The organism is Pseudomonas sp. Ma2-10, assembly GCF_054330215.1.
Genome location: NZ_JBTEYL010000001.1, coordinates 117,434 through 138,787, shown reverse-complemented (window position 1 = coordinate 138,787; position 21,354 = coordinate 117,434). Strand labels below are relative to the sequence as shown.

Annotated in this window: 18 protein-coding genes and 1 pseudogene; 10 read left to right on the top strand and 9 right to left on the bottom strand. The window is 59.2% G+C overall.

Annotation, left to right across the window (positions count from 1 at the left end; genetic code table 11):
• Positions 1-40 precede the first annotated feature (40 nt).
• Positions 41-2,092 carry a methionine--tRNA ligase gene (gene metG, locus ACXPVS_RS00590; RefSeq protein WP_458508180.1) on the bottom strand — a complete coding sequence of 684 codons (2,052 nt, stop codon included), beginning with the start codon at positions 2,090-2,092 and terminating at the stop codon, positions 41-43.
• 181 nt (positions 2,093-2,273) lie between these two features.
• Between metG and apbC the strand changes: the two genes are divergently transcribed.
• Complete coding sequence (gene apbC, locus ACXPVS_RS00585; RefSeq protein ID WP_458508179.1) at positions 2,274-3,368, top strand: iron-sulfur cluster carrier protein ApbC; 1,095 nt, start codon at positions 2,274-2,276, stop codon at positions 3,366-3,368.
• Positions 3,369-3,433: 65 nt separating this feature from the next.
• Here apbC and ACXPVS_RS00580 read toward each other — a convergent pair whose 3' ends face one another.
• Entirely contained in the window at positions 3,434-4,192 is a 759-nt protein-coding gene (locus ACXPVS_RS00580; RefSeq protein WP_458508178.1) for an SDR family oxidoreductase, read from the bottom strand.
• Positions 4,193-4,362: 170 nt separating this feature from the next.
• On the opposite strand from ACXPVS_RS00580, the gene ACXPVS_RS00575 reads away from it, so the two are divergent.
• The 4 genes from ACXPVS_RS00575 to groL all read left to right on the top strand — a co-directional run bounded on the left by ACXPVS_RS00575 (position 4,363) and on the right by groL (position 7,875).
• Positions 4,363-5,094 carry a HugZ family pyridoxamine 5'-phosphate oxidase gene (locus tag ACXPVS_RS00575; protein ID WP_458508177.1) on the top strand — a complete coding sequence of 244 codons (732 nt, stop codon included), beginning with the start codon at positions 4,363-4,365 and terminating at the stop codon, positions 5,092-5,094.
• A 66-nt stretch (positions 5,095-5,160) separates the two neighbouring features.
• Positions 5,161-5,640: an FxsA family protein gene (locus ACXPVS_RS00570; protein WP_033057490.1), complete on the top strand. Its 480-nt coding sequence runs from the start codon at positions 5,161-5,163 to the stop codon at positions 5,638-5,640.
• Between the two features lie 248 nt (positions 5,641-5,888).
• Positions 5,889-6,182, top strand: a complete 294-nt coding sequence (locus ACXPVS_RS00565; RefSeq protein ID WP_007948593.1) for a co-chaperone GroES — start codon at positions 5,889-5,891, stop codon at positions 6,180-6,182.
• Positions 6,183-6,231: 49 nt separating this feature from the next.
• A complete protein-coding gene (groL, locus tag ACXPVS_RS00560; RefSeq protein ID WP_458508176.1) occupies positions 6,232-7,875 on the top strand; it encodes a chaperonin GroEL in 1,644 nt (547 codons plus the stop codon).
• A 93-nt stretch (positions 7,876-7,968) separates the two neighbouring features.
• On the opposite strand, the gene ACXPVS_RS00555 is transcribed toward groL, so the two are convergent.
• Together ACXPVS_RS00555 and ACXPVS_RS00550 are read right to left on the bottom strand one after the other, a co-directional pair.
• A complete protein-coding gene (locus tag ACXPVS_RS00555) occupies positions 7,969-8,712 on the bottom strand; it encodes a phosphatase PAP2 family protein (protein WP_458508175.1) in 744 nt (247 codons plus the stop codon).
• A 113-nt stretch (positions 8,713-8,825) separates the two neighbouring features.
• Positions 8,826-9,231, bottom strand: a pseudogene (locus ACXPVS_RS00550) (LTA synthase family protein); the annotation flags it as partial.
• 336 nt (positions 9,232-9,567) lie between these two features.
• Between ACXPVS_RS00550 and colR the strand changes: the two are divergent.
• The 5 genes from colR (at position 9,568) to ACXPVS_RS00525 (ending at position 13,302) form a co-directional block, all read left to right on the top strand.
• Positions 9,568-10,251 carry a two-component system response regulator ColR gene (colR, locus tag ACXPVS_RS00545; protein WP_458508174.1) on the top strand — a complete coding sequence of 228 codons (684 nt, stop codon included), beginning with the start codon at positions 9,568-9,570 and terminating at the stop codon, positions 10,249-10,251.
• Positions 10,241-11,524, top strand: coding sequence for a sensor histidine kinase (locus ACXPVS_RS00540; RefSeq protein ID WP_458508173.1), 1,284 nt, complete (start codon positions 10,241-10,243; stop codon positions 11,522-11,524). The genes colR and ACXPVS_RS00540 overlap by 11 nt, the downstream gene beginning before the upstream one ends.
• A gap of 161 nt (positions 11,525-11,685) precedes the next feature.
• Positions 11,686-12,354, top strand: coding sequence for a class I SAM-dependent methyltransferase (locus ACXPVS_RS00535; RefSeq protein WP_458508512.1), 669 nt, complete (start codon positions 11,686-11,688; stop codon positions 12,352-12,354).
• A gap of 4 nt (positions 12,355-12,358) precedes the next feature.
• Positions 12,359-13,072, top strand: coding sequence for a lipopolysaccharide kinase InaA family protein (locus tag ACXPVS_RS00530; RefSeq protein ID WP_458508172.1), 714 nt, complete (start codon positions 12,359-12,361; stop codon positions 13,070-13,072).
• Between the two features lie 2 nt (positions 13,073-13,074).
• The gene (locus ACXPVS_RS00525; RefSeq protein ID WP_458508171.1) at positions 13,075-13,302 is read left to right on the top strand and encodes a hypothetical protein; all 228 of its coding nucleotides are present in this window, start codon (positions 13,075-13,077) and stop codon (positions 13,300-13,302) included.
• A 54-nt stretch (positions 13,303-13,356) separates the two neighbouring features.
• Here the strand turns inward: ACXPVS_RS00525 and ACXPVS_RS00520 are convergent, their stop codons facing one another.
• The 5 genes from ACXPVS_RS00520 to ACXPVS_RS00500 all read right to left on the bottom strand — a co-directional run bounded on the left by ACXPVS_RS00520 (position 13,357) and on the right by ACXPVS_RS00500 (position 21,349).
• The gene (locus tag ACXPVS_RS00520) at positions 13,357-16,389 is read right to left on the bottom strand and encodes a multidrug efflux RND transporter permease subunit (RefSeq protein WP_458508170.1); all 3,033 of its coding nucleotides are present in this window, start codon (positions 16,387-16,389) and stop codon (positions 13,357-13,359) included.
• A 12-nt stretch (positions 16,390-16,401) separates the two neighbouring features.
• The gene (locus tag ACXPVS_RS00515) at positions 16,402-17,550 is read right to left on the bottom strand and encodes an efflux RND transporter periplasmic adaptor subunit (protein WP_458508169.1); all 1,149 of its coding nucleotides are present in this window, start codon (positions 17,548-17,550) and stop codon (positions 16,402-16,404) included.
• A gap of 168 nt (positions 17,551-17,718) precedes the next feature.
• Positions 17,719-18,816, bottom strand: coding sequence for a DUF1513 domain-containing protein (locus tag ACXPVS_RS00510; protein WP_458508168.1), 1,098 nt, complete (start codon positions 18,814-18,816; stop codon positions 17,719-17,721).
• 14 nt (positions 18,817-18,830) lie between these two features.
• Positions 18,831-19,895: an imelysin family protein gene (locus tag ACXPVS_RS00505; protein ID WP_458508167.1), complete on the bottom strand. Its 1,065-nt coding sequence runs from the start codon at positions 19,893-19,895 to the stop codon at positions 18,831-18,833.
• Between the two features lie 26 nt (positions 19,896-19,921).
• A complete protein-coding gene (locus ACXPVS_RS00500; RefSeq protein ID WP_458508166.1) occupies positions 19,922-21,349 on the bottom strand; it encodes a di-heme oxidoreductase family protein in 1,428 nt (475 codons plus the stop codon).
• Between the last annotated feature and the right edge of the window lie 5 nt (positions 21,350-21,354).

The following is a 21,354-nucleotide window of genomic DNA, read 5'->3' as shown; positions in this document are numbered from 1 at the left end:
CGCGCCAGGCGCGACTGTGGGATCGGTTTACAGCAGCGTCTTACTTGATGCGCTGACCTGGCTTGGCGCCGCTGTCAGGGCTGAGCAGGTAGATTTCTTCACCGCCAGGGCCCGCCGCCATCACCATGCCTTCGGAGATACCGAACTTCATTTTCCGTGGCTTGAGGTTGGCGATCATCATGGTCAGACGACCATTGAGCTTGGACGGATCCGGATAAGCACTCTTGATTCCGGAGAACACGTTGCGTTGCTCGTCTCCGATGTCGAGGGTCAGGCGCAGCAGTTTGTCGGCGCCTTCCACGTGTTCGGCCTTGAGAATCAGGGCGACGCGCAGGTCGACAGCGGCAAAGGCATCGAACTCGATTTGCGGCGACAGCGGATCCTTGGCCAGTTCGCCATTGCCGGCAGGCGCGGCATCGCCGGTGTCGGTAGCGCTGGCGGTCAGGTCTTCTTTCGAGGCGTCGCTCATGGCTTGCACTTTTACCGGGTCGATACGGGTCATCAACGGTTTGAACGCGTTCAACTGATGATTGCTGAGCAAGGTGGCGTGGTCGTCCCAGGTCAGCGGCGCGACGTTCAGGAATGCCTCGGCGTCGGCGGCCAGCAGCGGCAGCACCGGCTTGAGGAAAATCACCAACTGGCGGAACAGGTTGACGCCCAGGGCGCAGATGGCCTGGACTTCGTCTTGCTTGCCTTCCTGTTTGTTCAGCGACCACGGCGCCTTGTCGGCGATCCAGGCATTGGCACGGTCGGCCAGGCCCATGATTTCGCGCATGGCACGGGCGAAGTCGCGAGCCTCGTAGGCTTCGGCGATGCTTGGCGCTGCGGCCAGGAACGCTTCGGTCAGTTCCGGCGCGGCATTGCCCGCCACCAGTACACCGGCGTTGCCTTTGTGGATGAACCCGGCGCAACGGCTGGCGATGTTGACGACTTTGCCCACCAGGTCGGAGTTGACCTTCTGCACGAAGTCTTCGAGGTTCAGGTCCAGGTCATCGACGCCACGGCTCAGCTTCGCCGCGTAGTAGTAGCGCAGGTATTCCGGCGACAGGTGGTCGAGATAGGTCCGGGCCTTGATGAAGGTACCGCGCGATTTGGACATTTTCTGACCGTTGACGGTCAGGTAGCCGTGTACGTTGATACCGGTCGGTTTACGGAAACCGGCGCCTTCGAGCATGGCTGGCCAGAACAGCGCGTGGAAGTTGACGATGTCCTTGCCGATGAAATGGTACAGCTCAGCGGTGGAATCCTTGCCCCAGAACGCGTCGAAATCAAGTGTAGGCGTGCGGTCGCAGAGGTTCTTGAAGCTGGCCATGTAGCCAATGGGCGCGTCGAGCCAGACGTAGAAATATTTGCCTGGTTCGTCAGGGATTTCGAAACCGAAGTACGGTGCATCGCGGGAGATGTCCCACTGTTGCAGGCCGGCGTCCAGCCATTCGGCGATTTTGTTCGCCACGGCCTCTTGCAGGGTGCCGCTGCGGGTCCAGGCTTGCAGCATGTCCTGGAAGTCCGGCAGCTTGAAGAAGAAGTGCTGGGAGTCCTTGAGCACCGGAGTGGCGCCAGAGATCGCCGACTTCGGATCCTTCAGGTCGGTCGGCGCGTAGGTCGCACCGCATTTTTCGCAGTTGTCGCCGTACTGGTCTTCAGTGCCGCATTTCGGACAGGTGCCCTTGATGAAGCGGTCGGCCAGGAACATTTTCTTTTCCGGGTCGAAGTACTGAGTGATCGAACGCTGGGCGATGTGCCCGGCGTCGCGCAGCTTCAGGTAGATCTGGCTCGACAGCTCACGGTTTTCTTCGGCGTGAGTGGAGTGGAAGTTGTCGAAGTCCACCAGGAACTCGGCAAAGTCGGCGCTGTGTTCAGCCTGGACGTTGGCGATCAGTTGTTCCGGGGTGATGCCTTCCTTTTCCGCGCGCAGCATGATGGCCGAACCGTGGGCGTCGTCGGCGCAGACGTAGATGCATTGATTGCCGCGGTGCTTCTGGAAGCGCACCCACATATCGGTCTGGATGTATTCCAGCATGTGACCAAGATGGATCGAACCATTGGCGTAGGGCAGGGCGCTGGTGACGAGGATCTTGCGTGGCTCGGACATGGGGCTCGGCTACTTGATGAAACGGAGGTCGGCCACTATAAAGCGCCGGCGCATATTTTTCACCCCGTGAGCCTGTTTCGATCTACGACAACCGCCAACCGGCGTCGGGCTCCCTCGCCACAAATGTGTGTCCGGCGTAGGATACCCGTCTGATTTTCCAGTCTTGCTATCGGAGTTACCCATGAGCGCCGTCAATCGCGCAGCGGTGGAAGCCGTCCTTCGCCAATACACCGACCCTTACCTGAACCAGGACCCGGTCAGCGCCGGGTGCGTACGCGGCATCGACATTCAGGGTGATCGCGTCAACGTCCAACTGGAGCTGGGTTACGCCGCCGGCCTGTTCAAGAGTGGCTGGGCGCAGTTGCTGCAAATGGCCATTGAAGGGCTGGACGGCGTGACCATCGCCCGCGTCGAGATCACCAGTGTCATTGCCGCGCACAAGGCTCAAGCGCAGATCCCGGGGTTGGCCAACGTCAAGAACGTGGTGGCCGTGGCGTCCGGCAAGGGCGGTGTGGGCAAATCAACCACCGCCGCCAACCTGGCTCTGGCGCTGGCCCGCGAAGGCGCCAAGGTCGGGATTCTCGACGCGGACATTTACGGACCGAGCCAGGGCATCATGTTTGGCATCCCCGAAGGCACTCGACCCAAGATCAAGGATCAGAAGTGGTTTATTCCGATCGAGTCCCATGGTGTCGAAGTCATGTCCATGGCGTTCCTGACCGATGACAACACGCCGATGGTCTGGCGCGGACCGATGGTTTCCGGCGCCTTGTTGCAACTGGTCACTCAAACCGCCTGGGGCGATCTGGATTACCTGGTCATCGACATGCCACCAGGCACCGGCGACATCCAATTGACCCTGGCGCAGAAAGTTCCGGTGGCCGGCGCGGTGATCGTTACCACGCCGCAAGATCTGGCATTGCTGGACGCACGCAAGGGCGTCGAGATGTTCCGCAAGGTAAACATCCCGGTACTGGGCGTGGTGGAAAACATGGCCGTGCACATCTGCTCCAACTGCGGGCATGCCGAGCATCTGTTCGGTGAGGGCGGTGGTGTGAAGCTGGCCAGCCAGTACGACGTCGAGTTGCTGGCGTCGTTGCCACTGGCGATGGCCATCCGCGAACAGGCCGACGGCGGCAAGCCAACGGTGATCGCCGAGCCCGACAGCCCGATTGCGATGGTTTACCAGGAATTGGCCCGCCATGTCGGCGCGCGGATCGTGTTGCAGGAAGCGGCGACACCGGCCATGCCGAACATCACCATCAGCGACGATTAATGAATTGAAATACGATCCCCTGTGGGGGCGAGCAAGCTCGCTCCCACATCGGTTTTAGGTCGGCTTTAAATCCGCAACCCGCCATCCAGCTCCAGAATTCGACCGGAGAAGTAGTCGTTCTCGAAAATGTACGCCGCCGAATGGGCGATCTCTTCAGGCGTGCCCATGCGCTTGAGTGGAATCGCCGACGTTATCTTCTCCAGCGCCTCAGGCTTCATGCTCAGTGTCATTTCGGTTTCGATAAAGCCCGGGGCAATGCCCGCCACACGAATACCGTAGCGTGCCAGTTCCTTCGCCCAGGTCACGGTCGCCGCGGCGACACCGGCCTTGGCGGCGGAGTAGTTGGTCTGGCCGACGTTGCCAGCACGGGAGATCGACGAGATATTAATGATCGTGCCGCTGTTGTTCAGCTCGATCATTTTGGCCGCGACTTCACGCGTGCACAGGAATACGCCGGTCAGATTGACGTCGATGACCGTCTGCCATTGGGCCAGGCTCATCTTGGTCATCTCGCCGTCCTTGACCTTGATAAGCAGGCCATCGCGCAGGATCCCGGCGTTGTTGATCAGGCCGTGGATCGCCCCGAAGTCCTCGGCCACCTGGGCGACCATATGGGTCACTTGCTCTTCATTGGCGACATTGCACAGATAAGCGCGAGCCTCGATGCCTTTAACCTTGCAAGCGGCGACGGTGTCGTCGAGCTTTTCCTGGTTCAGGTCTACCAGCGCCAGCTTCGCGCCTTTACCGGCGAAATACTCGGCCATGGAGCGGCCTAAACCCTGGCAACCGCCCGTGATAATGATTACTTTGTCAGTGAGTTGCATTCGCATGCCCCAATAGCAGGTCAGAGGATTGGTTTCCTTTTAGAGAGTAGCCTCTCGATCTGCACCTGATGCGGCTTGGCTGCACATGAGAACTGCCCCAATGGCGTACTGGAGATTATCCCCAGGCGCCTGTCCGTTTTTTCGACGGATTCTTTATAAGGAGTCATAAATTGAGCGTTGAAGCGGCCAAGAATGCCCGAGAATTGCTTCTCAAGGAATACCGTGGAGTGCTCTCGACACACTCCAAGGCAATGCCCGGTTTCCCGTTTGGCTCCGTGGTTCCGTACTGTCTGGACGACCAGGGCTGGCCGCTGATCCTTATCAGCCGTATTGCCCAGCACACCCACAACCTGCACAAAGATCCGAAATGTTCACTGTTTGTGGGTGAGCGCGGGGCCGAAGACGTGCAAGCCGTTGGTCGCCTGACCTACCTCGCCGAAGCAGAAAAGCTCGAGGACGAGTCAGCCATCGAAGCGGCGGCTGAGCGTTACTACCGCTATTTCCCGGATTCGCAGAGTTATCACAAGGCTCACGATTTCGATTTCTGGGTGCTCAAACCGGTGCGTCATCGCTACATCGGCGGCTTCGGTGCGATTCACTGGGTCGATCAACTGACCCTGGCCAACCCGTTCGCCGGTAAGGCCGAGATGAGCATGGTCGAGCACATGAATGCCGATCACGCCAAAGCCATCGCCCACTACGTAGCGCTGGCGGGCCTGTCGAAAACCGAGCCGGCGCAATTGGCCGGTATAGACACCGAAGGCATGCACCTGCGCATTGGTCAGGGGCTTTACTGGTTGCCGTTTCAAGCGCCGTGTAATACGCCGACACAAGTGCGTGAAGCCTTGGTTTTCCTGGCTCACGCCGACCATTGGCCGAAAAATGAAGTGGCTGACGCTTGAATTCACGAAACGGCGACTTCATCTAGGGATTACTGGCAAGGCATTCTTGCGTTGAGGAACCATTTGATGCGCCCTTTTTTATTGCTCTTTGTACTGTTTCCGGTGTTGGAGCTGTTCGTATTCGTCAAGGTCAGCGGGGCGATCGGGTTTTTCCCGGCCCTGCTGCTGGTCATTCTCGGCTCGATGCTCGGCGTGTTCGTGCTGCGTATCGCTGGTCTGGCAACCGCATTGCGTGCTCGTGAAAGCCTGAACCGCGGCGAGTTGCCGGCCCAGACCATGCTCGAAGGTTTGATGCTGGCACTGGCGGGTGGCCTGTTGATCCTGCCGGGTTTCGTCACTGACGTGTTGGGTCTGATCATGCTGCTGCCGATCTCTCGTCGATTGTTGGCCAATAAAATGCGCCAGCGTGCCGAAGAGGCGGCAATCCGTCAGCGTGCGTTCGCCGACGACCTTCAACCACGTGGCGGCGGCCCTGCGACCCGCGAGCCGCTGGGTCGCGAGCCCAACGTGATCGAAGGCGAATTCGAACACCGCGATACCAAGTAATCCGCTACACCGGCACGGCGCCTTTGGGTGCCGTGTTCGTTTGTGGGGCCGCAACCTGAAAAAATTTGCTTACTCGCCCTTGTAATAAGCTTATGCGCCCTTATGTAACGGTCACCGCAAGGTTTCTGGCGATTACGCCAGACAGACTTCCGCGGTTCGCTCGACGAACCGCAACCGGCACCGCCGGATTTGTTAAACCCGCCGGGAATACACCGGCCGATGAAAACCACAATTAGGAGAGATCGACAATGAAGCTTCGTCCTCTGCATGACCGCGTCGTCGTCCGTCGCAGCGAAGAAGAAAAGAAAACCGCTGGCGGCATCGTCCTGCCAGGTTCGGCTGCTGAAAAGCCAAACCAGGGTGAAGTCCTCGCTGTAGGTCCAGGCAAAGTGCTGGACAACGGTGAAGTGCGTGCACTGTCCGTGAAAGTGGGTGACAAGGTTGTGTTCGGCCCTTACTCCGGCAGCAACACTGTGAAAGTCGACGGCGAAGACCTGCTGGTAATTGGCGAGAGCGAAATCCTCGCCGTTGTCGAAGGCTGATTCCCCGCTCATTTTCCCGCTACTACAAAGTATTTAAGGAATATCGATCATGGCTGCTAAAGAAGTTAAATTCGGCGATTCCGCCCGCAAGAAAATGCTCGCCGGTGTGAACGTCCTGGCTGACGCAGTAAAAGCGACCCTGGGCCCTAAAGGCCGTAACGTGATCATCGAGAAGAGCTTCGGCGCTCCGACCATCACCAAGGATGGCGTGTCCGTTGCCAAAGAAATCGAGCTGAAAGATCGCTTCGAAAACATGGGCGCGCAGCTGGTCAAAGACGTTGCCTCCCGTGCCAACGATGACGCAGGCGACGGCACCACCACCGCTACCGTTCTGGCTCAATCGATCGTCAACGAAGGCCTGAAAGCCGTCGCTGCCGGCATGAACCCGATGGACCTGAAACGCGGTATCGACAAAGCGACCATCGCGATTGTCAAAGAGCTGAAAGCCCTGTCCAAGCCTTGTGCTGACACCAAGGCCATCGCTCAGGTCGGCACCATCTCGGCCAACTCCGACAGCTCCATCGGCGACATCATTGCCGAAGCCATGGAAAAAGTCGGTAAAGAAGGCGTGATCACCGTCGAAGAAGGCTCGGGCCTGGAAAACGAACTGTCGGTTGTTGAAGGCATGCAGTTCGACCGTGGCTACCTGTCCCCGTACTTCGTCAACAAGCCAGAGACCATGACTGCCGAGCTCGACGGTCCGCTGATCCTGCTGGTCGACAAAAAGATCTCGAACATCCGCGAACTGCTGCCAGTGCTGGAAGCCGTTGCCAAAGCAGGCCGCCCACTGCTGATCGTGAGCGAAGACGTTGAAGGCGAAGCCCTGGCGACTCTGGTTGTGAACAACATGCGCGGTATCGTTAAAGTGGTTGCCGTCAAGGCGCCAGGTTTCGGCGATCGTCGCAAGGCCATGCTGCAGGACATCGCTGTTCTGACCGGCGGTACCGTTATCTCCGAAGAGATCGGTCTGAGCCTGGAAAGCGCTACCCTGGAACACCTGGGTAATGCCAAGCGCGTCACCGTGACCAAGGAAAACACCACCGTGATCGACGGTGCCGGCGTTGAAGCTGATATCCAGTCTCGCGTTCTGCAAATCCGTCAGCAAGTGGCCGACACTTCGTCCGACTACGACCGTGAAAAACTGCAAGAGCGTCTGGCCAAGCTGTCCGGCGGCGTTGCAGTGATCAAGGTTGGCGCCGGTTCCGAAGTTGAAATGAAAGAGAAGAAAGCCCGCGTTGAAGACGCCCTGCACGCTACCCGTGCAGCCGTTGAAGAAGGCGTGGTACCTGGCGGTGGCGTGGCACTGGTTCGCGCTCTGCAGGCAATCTCCGAGCTGAAAGGCGACAACGATGACCAGAACGTTGGCATCCAGTTGCTGCGTCGCGCTGTTGAAGCGCCACTGCGCCAGATCGTTGCCAACTCCGGTGACGAGCCAAGCGTAGTTGTCGACAAGGTCAAGCAGGGTTCGGGTAACTACGGTTACAACGCTGCTACCGGCGAATACGGCGACATGATCGAAATGGGTATCCTGGACCCGGCTAAAGTGACTCGTTCGGCTCTGCAAGCGGCTTCGTCGATTGCCAGCCTGATGATCACCACCGAGGCCATGATCGCTGAGATCAAGGAAGACGGTCCAACTGGCGGCGGCATGCCAGACATGGGCGGTATGGGCGGTATGGGCGGCATGATGTAAGCCAGCTTCACCCCAAGCTTACCCCTATAAAAAAGCCCCGCCTGCGATCAGCAGGCGGGGTTTTTTATTGCTTTCTATTAAAGGTCGCAGCCTTCAGACGCCGATCGTTCGTGCCTCGGCCACTTGTTCAGCTTTGGACTCCGGGCGATACAAGATGTAGTAGTACGACCCTAGACAAATCAGCCAGCAGAAAATCGCCGTCCACACGTTGTGAGAAAAGAAGTGCGCGCCCTGAATCATCCGGCCAACGGAAAACACTGAGCCTAACGTAAAGGCGAAGACAAACGCCGAGCGTGCCAGACGCGGACGTCGGTCGCGCAGTACGAAGAACAGCGCAAACAGCGTGAAACCGGTCGCTGCGTGGCCGCCGGGCCAGCAACGGCCAGGTTTGTCAGTGTGCGGGCGAGGGCTGAGCAGTTCGCTGTAGGTTTCCTTTCCGCCGAACTGCTCAAGGCTCCACGGGCATTGAACAGCGGTCACCGCTTTGACTGGCGTGACAAAGGACGTCGCCAGCGCCAGAGACAACACCAGGCAGCCCAGTTCCCGTTTGATCGGTTTGAGCCTGTCCATGAAAAAAGACGCGATGAAGCCGATGATGGACAGTACCGAAAAAACGATGACCACTTGTTTGGCGCGGGTATGCAGGATGTTTTCCAGGAAATAGCTGTGCTTCCCGATGAAGTCCCCCGCGATCGGGTCATAAAACAGCCTGGCCAGGTCCATGTCCAGGGACGTCAGTTCAAGCAGCAACAGAATGATGGCTGCAATGGCGGGAACAGCCAGACACACCCAGAAATTGAGAGGGCGGGAGGCGGGGCGGATGGCGGTTGATGGCATGACGGATCCTGAACGATAGAAAAAGCCTCGGGGCATCGGCCTGGGGCTATTCGGTTAACGTTGGCTGACTTGGTCGGTGCCCTCCTTGGGCGCCCTCCAGCCAAGCAGCTGGTGCTTGAAGCCATAATGTGGTCGGAGACGAAGATTGTATTGTCGAACCACGGCTTTTTACGGGCCTGGTCGACACACTGGCCGATCGCGTAATCAGTGTACTTCACCGCGCCATCGCGACCGTTGCCGGAGTAGATGTCGATCCGATTATCCGGATTGGTCATCAGTTGCAGCAGAAGTGGCTATTGCTTGGCATAGTCGGCGTCCGTCTGTTTGTAGCGATTTTCGTCGCCATACCCCAGGCGTTTTGAAGTGAATCTCCGACTCATCGACGCGGCTCTGGTCGACCACGCGGTAACCGTTACCACTGAAGAAGGCATTCATGTTGTCGAAGTCACCGCGCCCGCCATAGACAAACACGCTGTCGTAGCCCACGGCACTGAGTTGCTGGTCGAGGCCGCAAAAACCGACAGGAAACCGCTACCGGCCTTACCCAGGTGAGTAAGCAACAGAACGGTTCGGGTCAGGAAGAAAATCACCAGCCATGTGCCAGTGACGAGCAGCAGAAAGCGCATTGGCGCAGCTTTGAAAAAATCCATTGTGTTTACATTCCTAATTTCAATTGCGCGAGAGTCTCGCTCGAACGCTGTAGTCAGGGTGTGAATCGATAGTGAAAAACTTGTTAACCCCCTCTTTTGGTTGAGTGAATGGATTGTCGCGATTCCCGGCGCTAGCCGTGAGCCACACTTGGCCTTAAGCTGCGCGGGCCAAGACGGCCGTTACTGTGTACGCAGGAGATTACCCATGCGAATTCTATTGGTTGAAGACAACCGCGATATCCTGGCCAATCTAGCCGATTACCTGGGACTCAAAGGCTATACCGTGGATTGCGCGCAGGACGGCTTGTCAGGCTTGCACCTGGCGGCTACCGAGCATTACGACTTGATCGTACTCGACATCATGTTGCCGGGCATCGACGGTTACACCCTGTGCAAACGTCTGCGTGAAGACGCGCGCCGCGACACGCCGGTGATCATGCTCACCGCTCGCGATCAATTGGACGACCGGTTGCAAGGCTTCAAATCCGGCGCCGATGACTACCTGGTCAAACCCTTTGCCCTGTCTGAGTTGGCGGCGCGCATCGAGGCGGTCATGCGTCGCGCCCAGGGTGGCGGTCGCCGCACCCTGCAGGTCGGCGATCTGATCTACGACCTCGATACCCTGGAAGTGACCCGCGAAGGTCGTCTGCTGAAACTCAACCCGGTGGGACTGAAGTTGCTGGCCGTGCTGATGCAGAAAAGTCCTCATGTACTGCGCCGCGAAGTTCTCGAAGAGGCGCTGTGGGGGGATGACTGCCCGGACAGCGACAGCCTGCGCAGCCACGTCCATCAATTGCGCCAGGTGATCGACAAGCCGTTCGCCAAACCGTTGCTGCAAACCGTGCACGGTGTGGGTTACCGTTTGGCCGAGGGACGAGATGGAGTTTAAACAGAGCCTTGCTCAACGGATCATCATCGCCTTTGCGCTGATGAGCGCACTGGTCGCGGGAACCTTTGCCATGGGCATTGTGGCGACTGTGCACCTGGTGGAAGAAAAACTGATTTCGGCAGGGCTGGGCGGCGATTTACAACGTCTGTTGCTGATGGACAGCGTGTCGGACTGGAGCCACCGTCCCGAGCCGGACCAGCTGTTTTATTTCAGCGGCGGGCCGGGCGCCTTCGAGCTCCCCAAGGACCTACGGCACCTGGAGCCAGGTTTTCACGAAGTGTTTCGTGAACAACTGTCGTACCACGCGATGGTCGAAGTCGTCGACGGACGGCGTTATGTGCTGTTACAGGATCAGAGCGATTTCGAAGAGCGGGAACGGGTGCTGTTTGCCGTGGTGCTGGTGGGCTTCGTCCTGAGTCTGGCGTTGGCGGTGTTTCTTGGCTGGGTACTGGCGCGCAAAGTGATGGCACCCGTGGTGCGACTGGCCCGTCAGGTCCGTCACCGTGATCAATTATTAGGTCTTGCGCCACCACTGGCGCCGGATTATGCCGCTGATGAGGTGGGTGAGTTGGCCGTGGCCTTCGACGCCACCCTCGGGCGCTTGCGCCAGGCGTTGACCCGTGAGCGGTTATTCACCAGTGACGTCAGCCACGAGCTGCGCACGCCATTGATGGTGCTGGCCAGTTCCTGCGAGCTGCTGCTGGAAAACCCCGGCATCGATCAGCGTGGCCATGCTCAGGTCGAACGAATCGCCCGTGCCTGTGAAGAAATGCGCGAGCTGGTGCAAACCTTCCTGATGTTGGCCCGCGCACAACGTGAAGACGCGAGCATGTCGCCTCAACAGACCCTGAGCCAGGTCGCCGATGGACTGCTCAATCTGTGGCGCGAGCCGATCGAGTCCAAGGGGCTGACGCTGATCTTTGGACCGGGCAATCCGGGCAACACCCGCTACAACGCAACCCTTCTGCACGCGGTCATGGGCAACCTGCTGCGTAATGCGCTGCATTACACCGAGAGTGGGTTTATTCGCCTGACGCTGACGGCCACCGGTTTCATCGTCGAAGACAGTGGCGTGGGCATTCCCGAGGAAAAGCGCGAGGCGATGTTCGAGCCTTTCGTGCGGGGCAACGAGAAGCGTGGTGAGGGCTTGGGGTTGGGGCTGTCGCTGGTGCAGCGGATCTGTGAAAACCAGGGTTGGAACGTCAGCCTGACGAACATGGAACCCAATGGTTGTCGTTTTCAGGTGGAGTTGTGTCCGTTGGATCTGAGCTGATCGACCCCTTGAAACCCAGTAGCCCGGATCAATCGTTATCGGCCTGTAAAACCTCGAAATGATTCGGGGTTTTACATAACGGTTTTTTCACAAAGGTATGACCTGACACTGACATGGCGCGACCTATCGTGGGTGCCATCGAAGCTCAGGAGACCTTGATGATGGACGGCCCGATCAAACTTGATTTTTCAGAAAAATACGACGATCAACACGCTCAACGATACCTGCGCAAGCATAAGGATGGCCTTGGCCGTCGCCTGTCCCACTGGCGTGACGAGCAACTGGCGCGCAAGGCACTGGCCCTGGCCGGTGAGCCGGGGCTGGTCCTCGATTTGCCCTGTGGTGCGGGACGTTTCTGGCCATTGCTGGCGGAAAAAGCCAATCGTGCGATCATTGGCGCTGACAACTCCGAGTCCATGGTGAAGATTGCCATGCAGGCGCAACCTGCCGAGGTGGTGAAACGGGTACAACCCTTGCACACTTCTGCATTCGACATCGCCTTGCCTGATAACGCCGTCGACAGCATTTTCTGCATGCGTTTGCTCCATCACATTGGTGAAGCTGAGCATCGACTGGCTATTTTGCGCGAATTCGAGCGTGTCACCCGCGACAGCGTGATCTTGTCGTTGTGGGTGGACGGCAATTTCAAAGCGTGGAAGCGTAAGCGCTCCGAGAAAACCCGTGGGCAGGAAGGTTACCAAAATAGATTTGTGTTACCGGCGGCTACGGTTGAAAAGGAATTCGAGCAGGCGGGTTTTCGTATCCAGGAACAACTGGACTTTTTACCGCTCTATGCAATGTGGCGGGTCTACGTATTACGCAAGAGGTAACAGAATGGCAGTGCAATGTGCAGCAGAAACGGACGTCGCTCCTCAGGACCGCTTCGACTATTTCTGGAATCAGCGCGGCGAATGGGTAGAAGAACCCAACGTCCGTCGCGGTGGAGAAAGCGGCGTGCAGCGCGTCGTGGGCAGCAATGGAGAGTTGTTTTACGTTAAACGTCAAACCGGGCATATCCATCGCAGTTTGCTGCACCCGTTCGGTCGGCCGACGGTGTTGCGCGAGCGCGATGCACTCACTGGCCTGCACCTGCTCAACGTTCGTGTTCCTGAGATCGTTTTCTGTGGTGCACAGCGCGATCCGGTGCATAAGTGGCGCGCATTGCTGGTCACCAAGGCGCTGGACGGCTTCGAGGAAATCGAACATTGGTACGCTGGCGGTGGGCGCGAACGTCACGGTGAGGCCGTGCACGATCAAGTGTTGAAGGATTTGGCCGAGAACCTGGCCCGCATGCACAAAGGCCGCTGGCAGCACAGCTGCATCTATATCAAGCATGTATTCGTGCGCGTCACCGACGAAGGCGAGGCTGCCAAGGTTGAAGTGGCCTTGATCGATCTGGAAAAATGTCGGCAGCGTTTGACCGCCCGGCAAGCGGCTGCGCATGACATGAAGCAACTGCGTCGCCACTCGTCGTTCAGCACGACGGACTGGCAGAAACTCGTCTATTTTTATGAGACAGCGTTTGGCAGCGCTATCAAGGGTTTATAGCAATGAAACTCGAAATTGCACGAGGTGTATTTTTAATAGGAGCCTTGGCAGTTGCTTCACTGGCGGTGGCTGCTTGGGAGCAGCCCCGCACGCAGATCCTCAGTTCAGTGAACGGCGACGCACACTGTCCATTGCCACGAGTTGCGAAGGCATCCGTGGCATTCCAACCCGATCATGATTTATTACTGTTCATGTTCGGACTTTCTCAAGGATTGAGGCCACAAAGTTGAACAGATTGAAGCCCAAATAAAAGGTCTCGCTTATGCGAGACCTTTTTTTTTATCTTAGCGTGAGGGTTTATCGGGTTTAGCCAGCAACGTGTAAACACACGGCAGCACAAACAACGTAAACAACGTCCCGATCGACATCCCCGTGGCGATCACCATGCCGATGTCGAACCGGCTGACGGCGCCCGCGCCCGTGGCGATGATCAACGGCACCATGCCGAATACCATCGCAGCGGTGGTCATCAACACCGGACGCAGACGAATGGACGCCGCTTCCTCCACGGCTTCGCGCGGCGTCAGGCCTTTGTCCTTGCGTAACTGGTTGGCGAATTCGACGATCAGGATTCCGTGCTTGCTGATCAGCCCGATCAACGTCACCAATCCGACCTGAGTGTAGATGTTCATGCTCGACCAGCCCAGGAACAGCGGGATCAGCGCGCCACAGATCGACAACGGCACAGTCACCAGAATCACCAGTGGATCGCGCAAGCTTTCGAATTGAGCGGCCAGTACCAGGAAAATGATTGCCAGCGCCAGGGCGAAGGTGACCCACAGCGCACTGCCTTCCTGGACGTATTGCCGTGATGCGCCGGCATAGTCGAAGGCATAACCCACCGGCGCCTCTTCCCGAGCGATCTGGCGCACGGTGTCGATGGCTTCACCCATACTGACCAGCGGCACCCCGGACAGGATGGCCGAGTTGAGTTGCTGGAACTGGTTCAACTGCCGTGGACGCGCCCGGTCGGTCACGGTGATCAGGGTCGACAGGCCCAGCAGTTCGCCTTGGGTGTTCTTGACGTAATAATTGTTCAACCAGGCGGGGTTATCCCGGAAGGGCCGTTCGACCTGCGCGATGACTTTGTAGCTGCGACCTTCAATGGTGAAGCGGTTGATCTCCGCCTCACCCAGCAATGTCGCGAGCGTCCCGCCCAGGTCCTGCATGGAAACACCCATCTGCGCAGCCTTGGCGCGATCGATATCCACCACCACTTCAGGTTTGTCGAACGCCAGGTCGAGGTCGACGAAGGCGAACTTGCCGGATTCCATTGCCCTCTTTTTCACTCGGTCGGTGACTTGCAGCAGCGACTCGTAATCGTTGGCGGAGTTGATGACGAACTGAAACGGCAGCCCTTGACCGGTACCGGGCAGGGAAGGCAGGTTGAAGCCGAAGATCTGCAGCCCGGTAATGCTCTCCAGTTTGCGCTGGACCTCGGGCAGGATTTGCATCTGAGTGCGACTGCGTTCGTTCCACAGTTTGAGCAGGAAGCCACCGATTCCCGATTGCACGCCGTTGAAACCATTGATCTGGAATGACGAGTAGTACTCGGGAAACGTCTTGAAGATCGTGACGAACTCGTCGGTGTAGGTGCTCAGGTAGTCGAGATTGGTCGGTTGCGGGGCGTTGGCGATCATGAAAATGATGCCCTGGTCCTCGTCCGGCGCCAGTTCCGAGGTGGTGAACGTGAGCAGCACCGGAATCAGGCACAGCACGATCACCGCAAACACCAGCACCACCGGCCGGGTGTTGAGGGTGCCGTGGAGCATGTTTTGGTAACGGTGCTTGAGGCCTTCGAATATCAGGTCCAGTCGATGCGCCAGGCCGCTGGGATTTTCGTCGTGGCGCAGCAATAAGGCACACATCATCGGCGACAGGGTCAGGGCGACGATGCCGGAAATCACCACCGCCCCGGCCAGGGTCAGGGCGAACTCCTTGAACAGCGCCCCCGTGAGCCCCGTCAGGAAGCCGATCGGCGCATAGACCGCTGCCAGGGTGATGGTCATGGAGACCACCGGCATGGCGATTTCGCGGGCGCCTTCGATGGCCGCATCCAGCGGCGTCTTGCCTTCTTCGATGTGCCGGTGGATGTTTTCCACCACCACAATGGCGTCGTCCACCACCAGGCCGATGGCCAATACCATCGCCAGCAACGTCAGCAGATTGATCGAGTAGCCCATCATCTGCATGAAGAACATCACACCGATCATCGACAGCGGGATGGTGACTACCGGGATCACCACCGAACGCAGCGCGCCGAGAAACAGGAACACCACCACGATGACGATCAGCACCGCTTCAAACAGGGTTTTCACCACTTCGTCGATCGAGGCCTGGATGAACAGCGTGGCGTCGTAGGCGATTTCACCTTTGAGGTTCGGCGGCAACTGGGCTTCCAGGTCCGGCATGATCTTGCGCACTTCCTTGATCACGTCCAACGGGTTGGCGCCCGGCGTGGCCTTGATACCGATGTACACCGAGGGGGTGCCGCCAAAGGAACTGATCGAATCGTAGTTTTCCGCACCCATTTCAACCCGCGCCACATCGCTGAGCAGCACGCGACTGTCGCCCTCGACCTTGAGCGGAATCGCGGCAAAGGCTTCGGCGGATTTAAGTTCGGTATTGGCGTTGATGCTGGTGACGACGTACTCGCCTTTCACTTCGCCGGCGGCGGAGAGGAAGTTGTATTTACGCACTGCATCGGTCACGTCGCTGGCACTCAGGCCGAAACCGGCCAGCTTGATCGGGTCCAGCCACAGACGCATGGCAAATACCTGGTTGCCGAGAATTTCGGCTTCGGCCATGCCCGGCAGGGTCGCCAGTTTCGGCTGGATGACCCGCGACAGGTAGTCGGTAATCTGCGGGTTGCTCAGTTCCTTGCTGAAGAAGCTGATGTACATCAGTGCCGAGGCGTCGGCGGCTTCCTTGCTCAGCACCGGGTCTTCGGCGTCCTGAGGCAGCTGGTTCTTCACCTCGTTGGCTTTGGCCAGCAGTTCGGTGAACAAGCGGTCGCTGTTGGAGCCGATGCGCGCGTAGATCGAGATTACCGAGAAGTTCTGGCGACTGACCGAGGTCATGTAATCGATGCCTTCGGCGCTCGCCAGACTTTGTTGCATCGGTTGGGTGATGTAGCCCTGGATGGTTTCGGCATTGGCCCCGGGGTAAGCGGTGGTCACCGTGATCAGGGCGTTTTCCATTTGTGGATATTGACGCAGCGGCAACTTGCCCCAGGCCTGGAAGCCCAGCAGCACAATCAATAGGCTGACCACGGTGGCGAGCACGGGGCGGCGGATGAACGGGTCGGTAAAAGCCATGGGGGTCCTTGATCAGTCCGCGCGCGGGGGGCTGTTCTTCTCGGCTAAGGTCTTGTCGTCGCTGATCGCAATGTGTGTGCCGTTGTCCAGTTTGATCTGGCCGGCCGTGACCACTTTTTCGCCGTTCTGCACACCTTTGGTGATCATCACCTGCCCGTCGCGGCGCTCGCCGGTTTCGATGAAACGCCGTTCGGCGATCAGGATCGGTTGGCCCTTGTCGTCTTTTTCCAGGCTGGCGTCTTCGGCTTTTTTCTGCGCGACGACATAGAGCGAGTTGCCGTACAGCGTGTAAGTGATCGCACTTTCCGGCACGACGATGCGCGGCTGCGGGTCGGGCAACAACACTTGCAGGCTGGCGAACATCCCCGGCAGTAGTTTGCCGTCGGGGTTGGCCAGGGTCGCGCGGACCTGGACGTTGCGCGTGCTGTTTTCGACTTTCGGGTTGATCGCGCTGATGGTGCCGGGGAAGGATTGTGTCGGGTAGGCCGCGACAACGATTTGTACCGGTTGGCCAGGGGCGATCTTCGGTACCCACTGCTCGGGCACGAAGAAGTCTACATAGAGGCTGCTGAGGTCTTGCAAGGTGGCGATCATGGTGCCGCTGGCGAGATAGTCACCGATGTCCACCTGACGAATGCCAATCGTCCCGCTGAACGGTGCGAGCAAGCGTTTTTTGGCCAGCGCCGCCTTGAGCTGATTGACTGTGGCCCGGCTCTTTTGCAACACCGCCGAGAGCCGGTCGAATTCGCCTTTGGAAATGGCTTGGCTGCCCACCAGTTGGCTGCCGCGCCCGTAATCGAGCTGAGCCAGCCCCAGGTCAGCCTGAGCGGATTCGAGCAGGGCGGTTTCTACCACGCTATCCAGCAGAAGCAGCGGTTGGCCGACCTTGACCTTCTGACCGGAGTCAAACTGCAGCGCCCTCACCGTGCCGGAAGCTTCCAGGCTCAGGTCGACACCTTGCAGGGCCGTGAGGGTGCCAACGCTGGGCAGGCGGGCTTGCCACGGCCGTTCGGTGGCGGTGGCCACGGCGACATTGATGGCGGGTTTTGGCACCGCAAAGCCCTGAATCATCGTGTAGATGGAGAAGGCTTTGTAACCGGCCAGGACCAGCACGATCAGCAGAACAACACCCAACATGATCAGCATGCGGCGACGCAGCATATTTCCACTTCCTTGGAGAAAATCAGGTGAGACAGTCGGGAACATTACTCCGAGTATGGCGGTGAATCCAACTGGAAGCACTTACCGGCAGGCATCACCCCGACCGCTAGCAGTCTGCGACGGCTGCGCCCGAACGCAGACTTCGCCAGCGGCTACAAAGAACCGTGTTTAGATGAGGTGGAGGTGGTTGTCCCAGAGCCCCGCGGGCAGATCAAGAGGTTTTGCAACAAGATCAGTCTGGCGGCAATCGTAGTACCGGCAGCGTCCTTGGCCCGAGGTCACGACAAAACCATCGGCCACTGTCCCGACCCCGGCGCAATCGGGAAGCGGCGCATCCAGGCGCACTTCACCGCTGTCCAGGTCCCAGATGAAAAAGCGGTTGCCCCGTGGTGCGGTCAACGCCACCAGGCGCAGTTCGCTGTGCACCGCGACACTGGCGGTGTAATGCCCCATGGCCTGCAACTGATGCTCAGGTACCGGGAAGGCCACGAACGGTTGGCCGGGACGCTTGATCGCCAATAGCGCCGACGGCTCGTGGGACGGCCCCATGAACTGTTGACCGGCGACGATGGTGCCGTCGTTGGCGATTCCCAAATGACGCACGCTGTTCATCTGCTGGGCCAGGGTTTCCTTGCTCAGCAGGGTGCCGTCGCGGTGCATCAGGACCAGGCTCGGTTCCATGGCGTTGAGGTTCATCTCGACGCGGCTTTCGGCCTCGGTACGAATGCCGCCGTTGGCCACCACCAGGGTTTCGCCATTGGGCATCCACGACACCTGATGCGGGCCGACGCCGTGGGTCGAAATCTCGCCGCTGTGCACCAACCGCTCGCCTTCGAACCTATACACGCCGAGCAAGCCACGCCCCGGATCGGAGGTGTCGTTCTCGGTGGCGTACAGCCAGTCGCCGCTCTTGTGAATCACCGCGTGACCGTAGAAGTGCCGGTTCGGCCGCGAGGTCACGGTTTGTAGCAAGGTGCCGTCGCGCAGGTCGATCAGGTAACTCTCGGTGCCTGGGCGACGGGCGACAAACAGGGCAATCGGCAGCGTCGGGTGGTTGATGATGTCGTGGCAACGCTGGCCGACCTGGGTGGCAAACACCCGGGTGCCGTCCAGCCGGTAGCCGACGGCATAGTGTTTGCCATCGCCATCGTCCTGCGCCGAAAGCAGCAGCGGGCTTTTGTCCTTCTGCCTGAACAGCGTCCAGCCGCCCAGCGTCACCGCACCCAGCAGCAAACTACCTAACGTCAGAGCCTGGCGTCGCAGCATGGAACTTGCCCTCATCAGTCACCGTCGTTGGCGTTGAAGCCCAGTTGGATGCCCAGCGCCTTGGCCAGTTCGCCTTCGTGCAGGCGATGGACGACGTTGAGGCTGTCGTAAATGTCGTTGAGTTGCTGGCGGCCCGCGTCGTCGCCGAGCATGTCGGTCAGCGAACGCTGGTTGCTGGCGAACAGTTTCAGAGACGCGGCGTAAGCGGCATCGATCTTGTCGGCCAACGGTTTTTGCTCGCTGGGCAACAGGCCGCGCAGGCCTTTGTTGTCGACCCCTTCCCACACTGTTTTGGCGGCGGCGAGGCTGGCTTCGAGGCCGGGCAGGGACGACTGGCTGCGCCATGCATCGGCCTGGAACGGTTGCGGCACACCCTTCGTCTGACGGCCCATCGGTGTGCCGAGTTTTTTCTTCAGGCTGTCGAGGGCGGTGACTTGCACGCGCAACAGATCGGCGATGGCTTCGTGGGAGTCGGCGTAGCGCTGATTGGGGAACTTGCTCATCTGCGCGAGCATGCCGTCGGTGTTGTTCCAGTTTTTCAGAATCTCTTCGGCCAGTTGTTTCTGACGCTCGCCAATCGCGATCAGCAGCGGGCAGTACTTGGCTTTCTGTTCAGCGTTGGCCACATCAGGCTTGCTGTCGAACAAGATGTATTCGTAGGCGGAAAGGCCCTGCACCACAACGCTCGACTTGGCCAAAGCAGCGGCATCGATCTGCGGCTGTACGGTGACCAGTTGCTCGACCTGACGGCCGACGAGGTTTTTCTTGTCCGGCCAGAACTGCACCTGCCAGGCGCGATTGCCCTCGGCCAGCGGCCCGATCAGTAGCGGTTGCAGCTCGGCCCAGGCTTTCTGCGCGTGCAGGAAGTCGGCGCGAGCGGTGTCGAGGTTTGCCTTTCCTTCGCAGTAGGCGAGGGCGCTGACGGCCAGTTGGCGGTCGGCTTCAACCCATCGGGTGTAGGTTGGCAGGATCACCGATTTGGCGATGGCTGCTGACGTGACGGCCTGCGGATCCTGTGGCGAACAGGCGCCCAAGGCTAGCGCGGCAAGGCTGGTGAACAACAATTTGGGACGGAACATGTCGGGCTCCCGCTATGGAATACGTATTAAAGGGAATTCAAAAATGCCAGCAACGCAGCGCGCTGCTCGGCATTGAAAGACAAAACCTGTTGCTGCGCCGCCGTTGCTTCGCCGCCATGCCAGAGCACGGCTTCGAGCAGATTGCGGGCGCGGCCATCGTGTAAAAACAGAGTGTGGCCACTGACCGCGTGCGTCAGGCCGATGCCCCACAACGGCGGGGTGCGCCAGTCGCGGCCACTGGCCTGGAACTCGGTACGGTTGTCGGCCAGACCGTCGCCCATGTCATGCAACAGCAGATCGCTGTAAGGGCGAATCACTTGATTGGCCAGTTCAGGTTCTGCGGCGTTGGCGGCGGTGGTGTATTTGGGGGTGTGGCAGGACTGGCATCCGGCCTGGAAAAACAGCGTCTTGCCGGCCAGCACCTCGGGAGTGCTGACATCGCGGCGGGCCGGTACGGCGAGGTTACGGCTGTAGAACAGCACCAGACGCAGGATGTTATCGCTGACTTGCGGCTCGCCGTCCGGGCCATTGCCGTTGGGCGCTTGCTTGCAAGCGATTTGCGCGGCGGTGCAGTCATCAACGGGTCTCAGGCGGGTGGTCAGGCCCATGTCACCGGAAAACGCATGAACATTTTGCTGATTGAGGTTTGGTTGGCCGGCCTTCCAGCCAAATCGCCCGAGGACGGTTTTTTGCTGTGCGTCATCCCAGACCCGGTTCGGACGCCCGGCGACGCCGTTTTTGTCTTTTGCCTGAGCCTCGGCATTGGCCAGGATCGCCTCGTCGGGAATCGCTTCGAGCAGACCCAGGCCAATCATTGGTGGTGCAACCCTGGCCGAGAAACGGGTGTCAGGGTGCATCGGGCCGTAGCCGAGTTGGGTGATCTGCAACGTCGGTTTGCGCAACTCGACTTCGGTGCCGTCCTTGAAGCGAATCGGAACGGGCGTGTAATCGACGCGCACTTTGCCTTCCGGCACGACACCCGGCACCGACATGTCCTGCAATTGTCCACCGTAGACAGGCTCCGGGACGACGCCAAGCTGCTCGATGACGTTGGCATAGGCCGGCGTATCGGGAATCGACAGGCGTACCAGCATCGATACGGCGTTCTGTGCATCAGGCGTGGGTGGATGACCACGTCCGTCCTTGATATGGCAGTTCTGGCAGGCGTTGGTGTTGAACAACGGCCCGAGGCCATCCCGGGCGGTGGTGGTCGACGGGGCGATCACCCAGGGGCTACGAAAAAAACTGTTGCCGACACTGAAGTCCACGCGCCGTGACGGTGGCAGGTTGGCGGACGGCAGGGAAAATGAGTTCTGATCGGTCTTGCGCACGGTTGCGCTGCCACCGGACCGGGCTTCACCGGGTTCGGCTTGGGTAAAGCGCGGGGCGTCATCGCAGGCACTCAGGCCCAGGGCCAGAAACAGTGCGGACAAGCGAAGAGGCAGCGAGGGCATCAGAC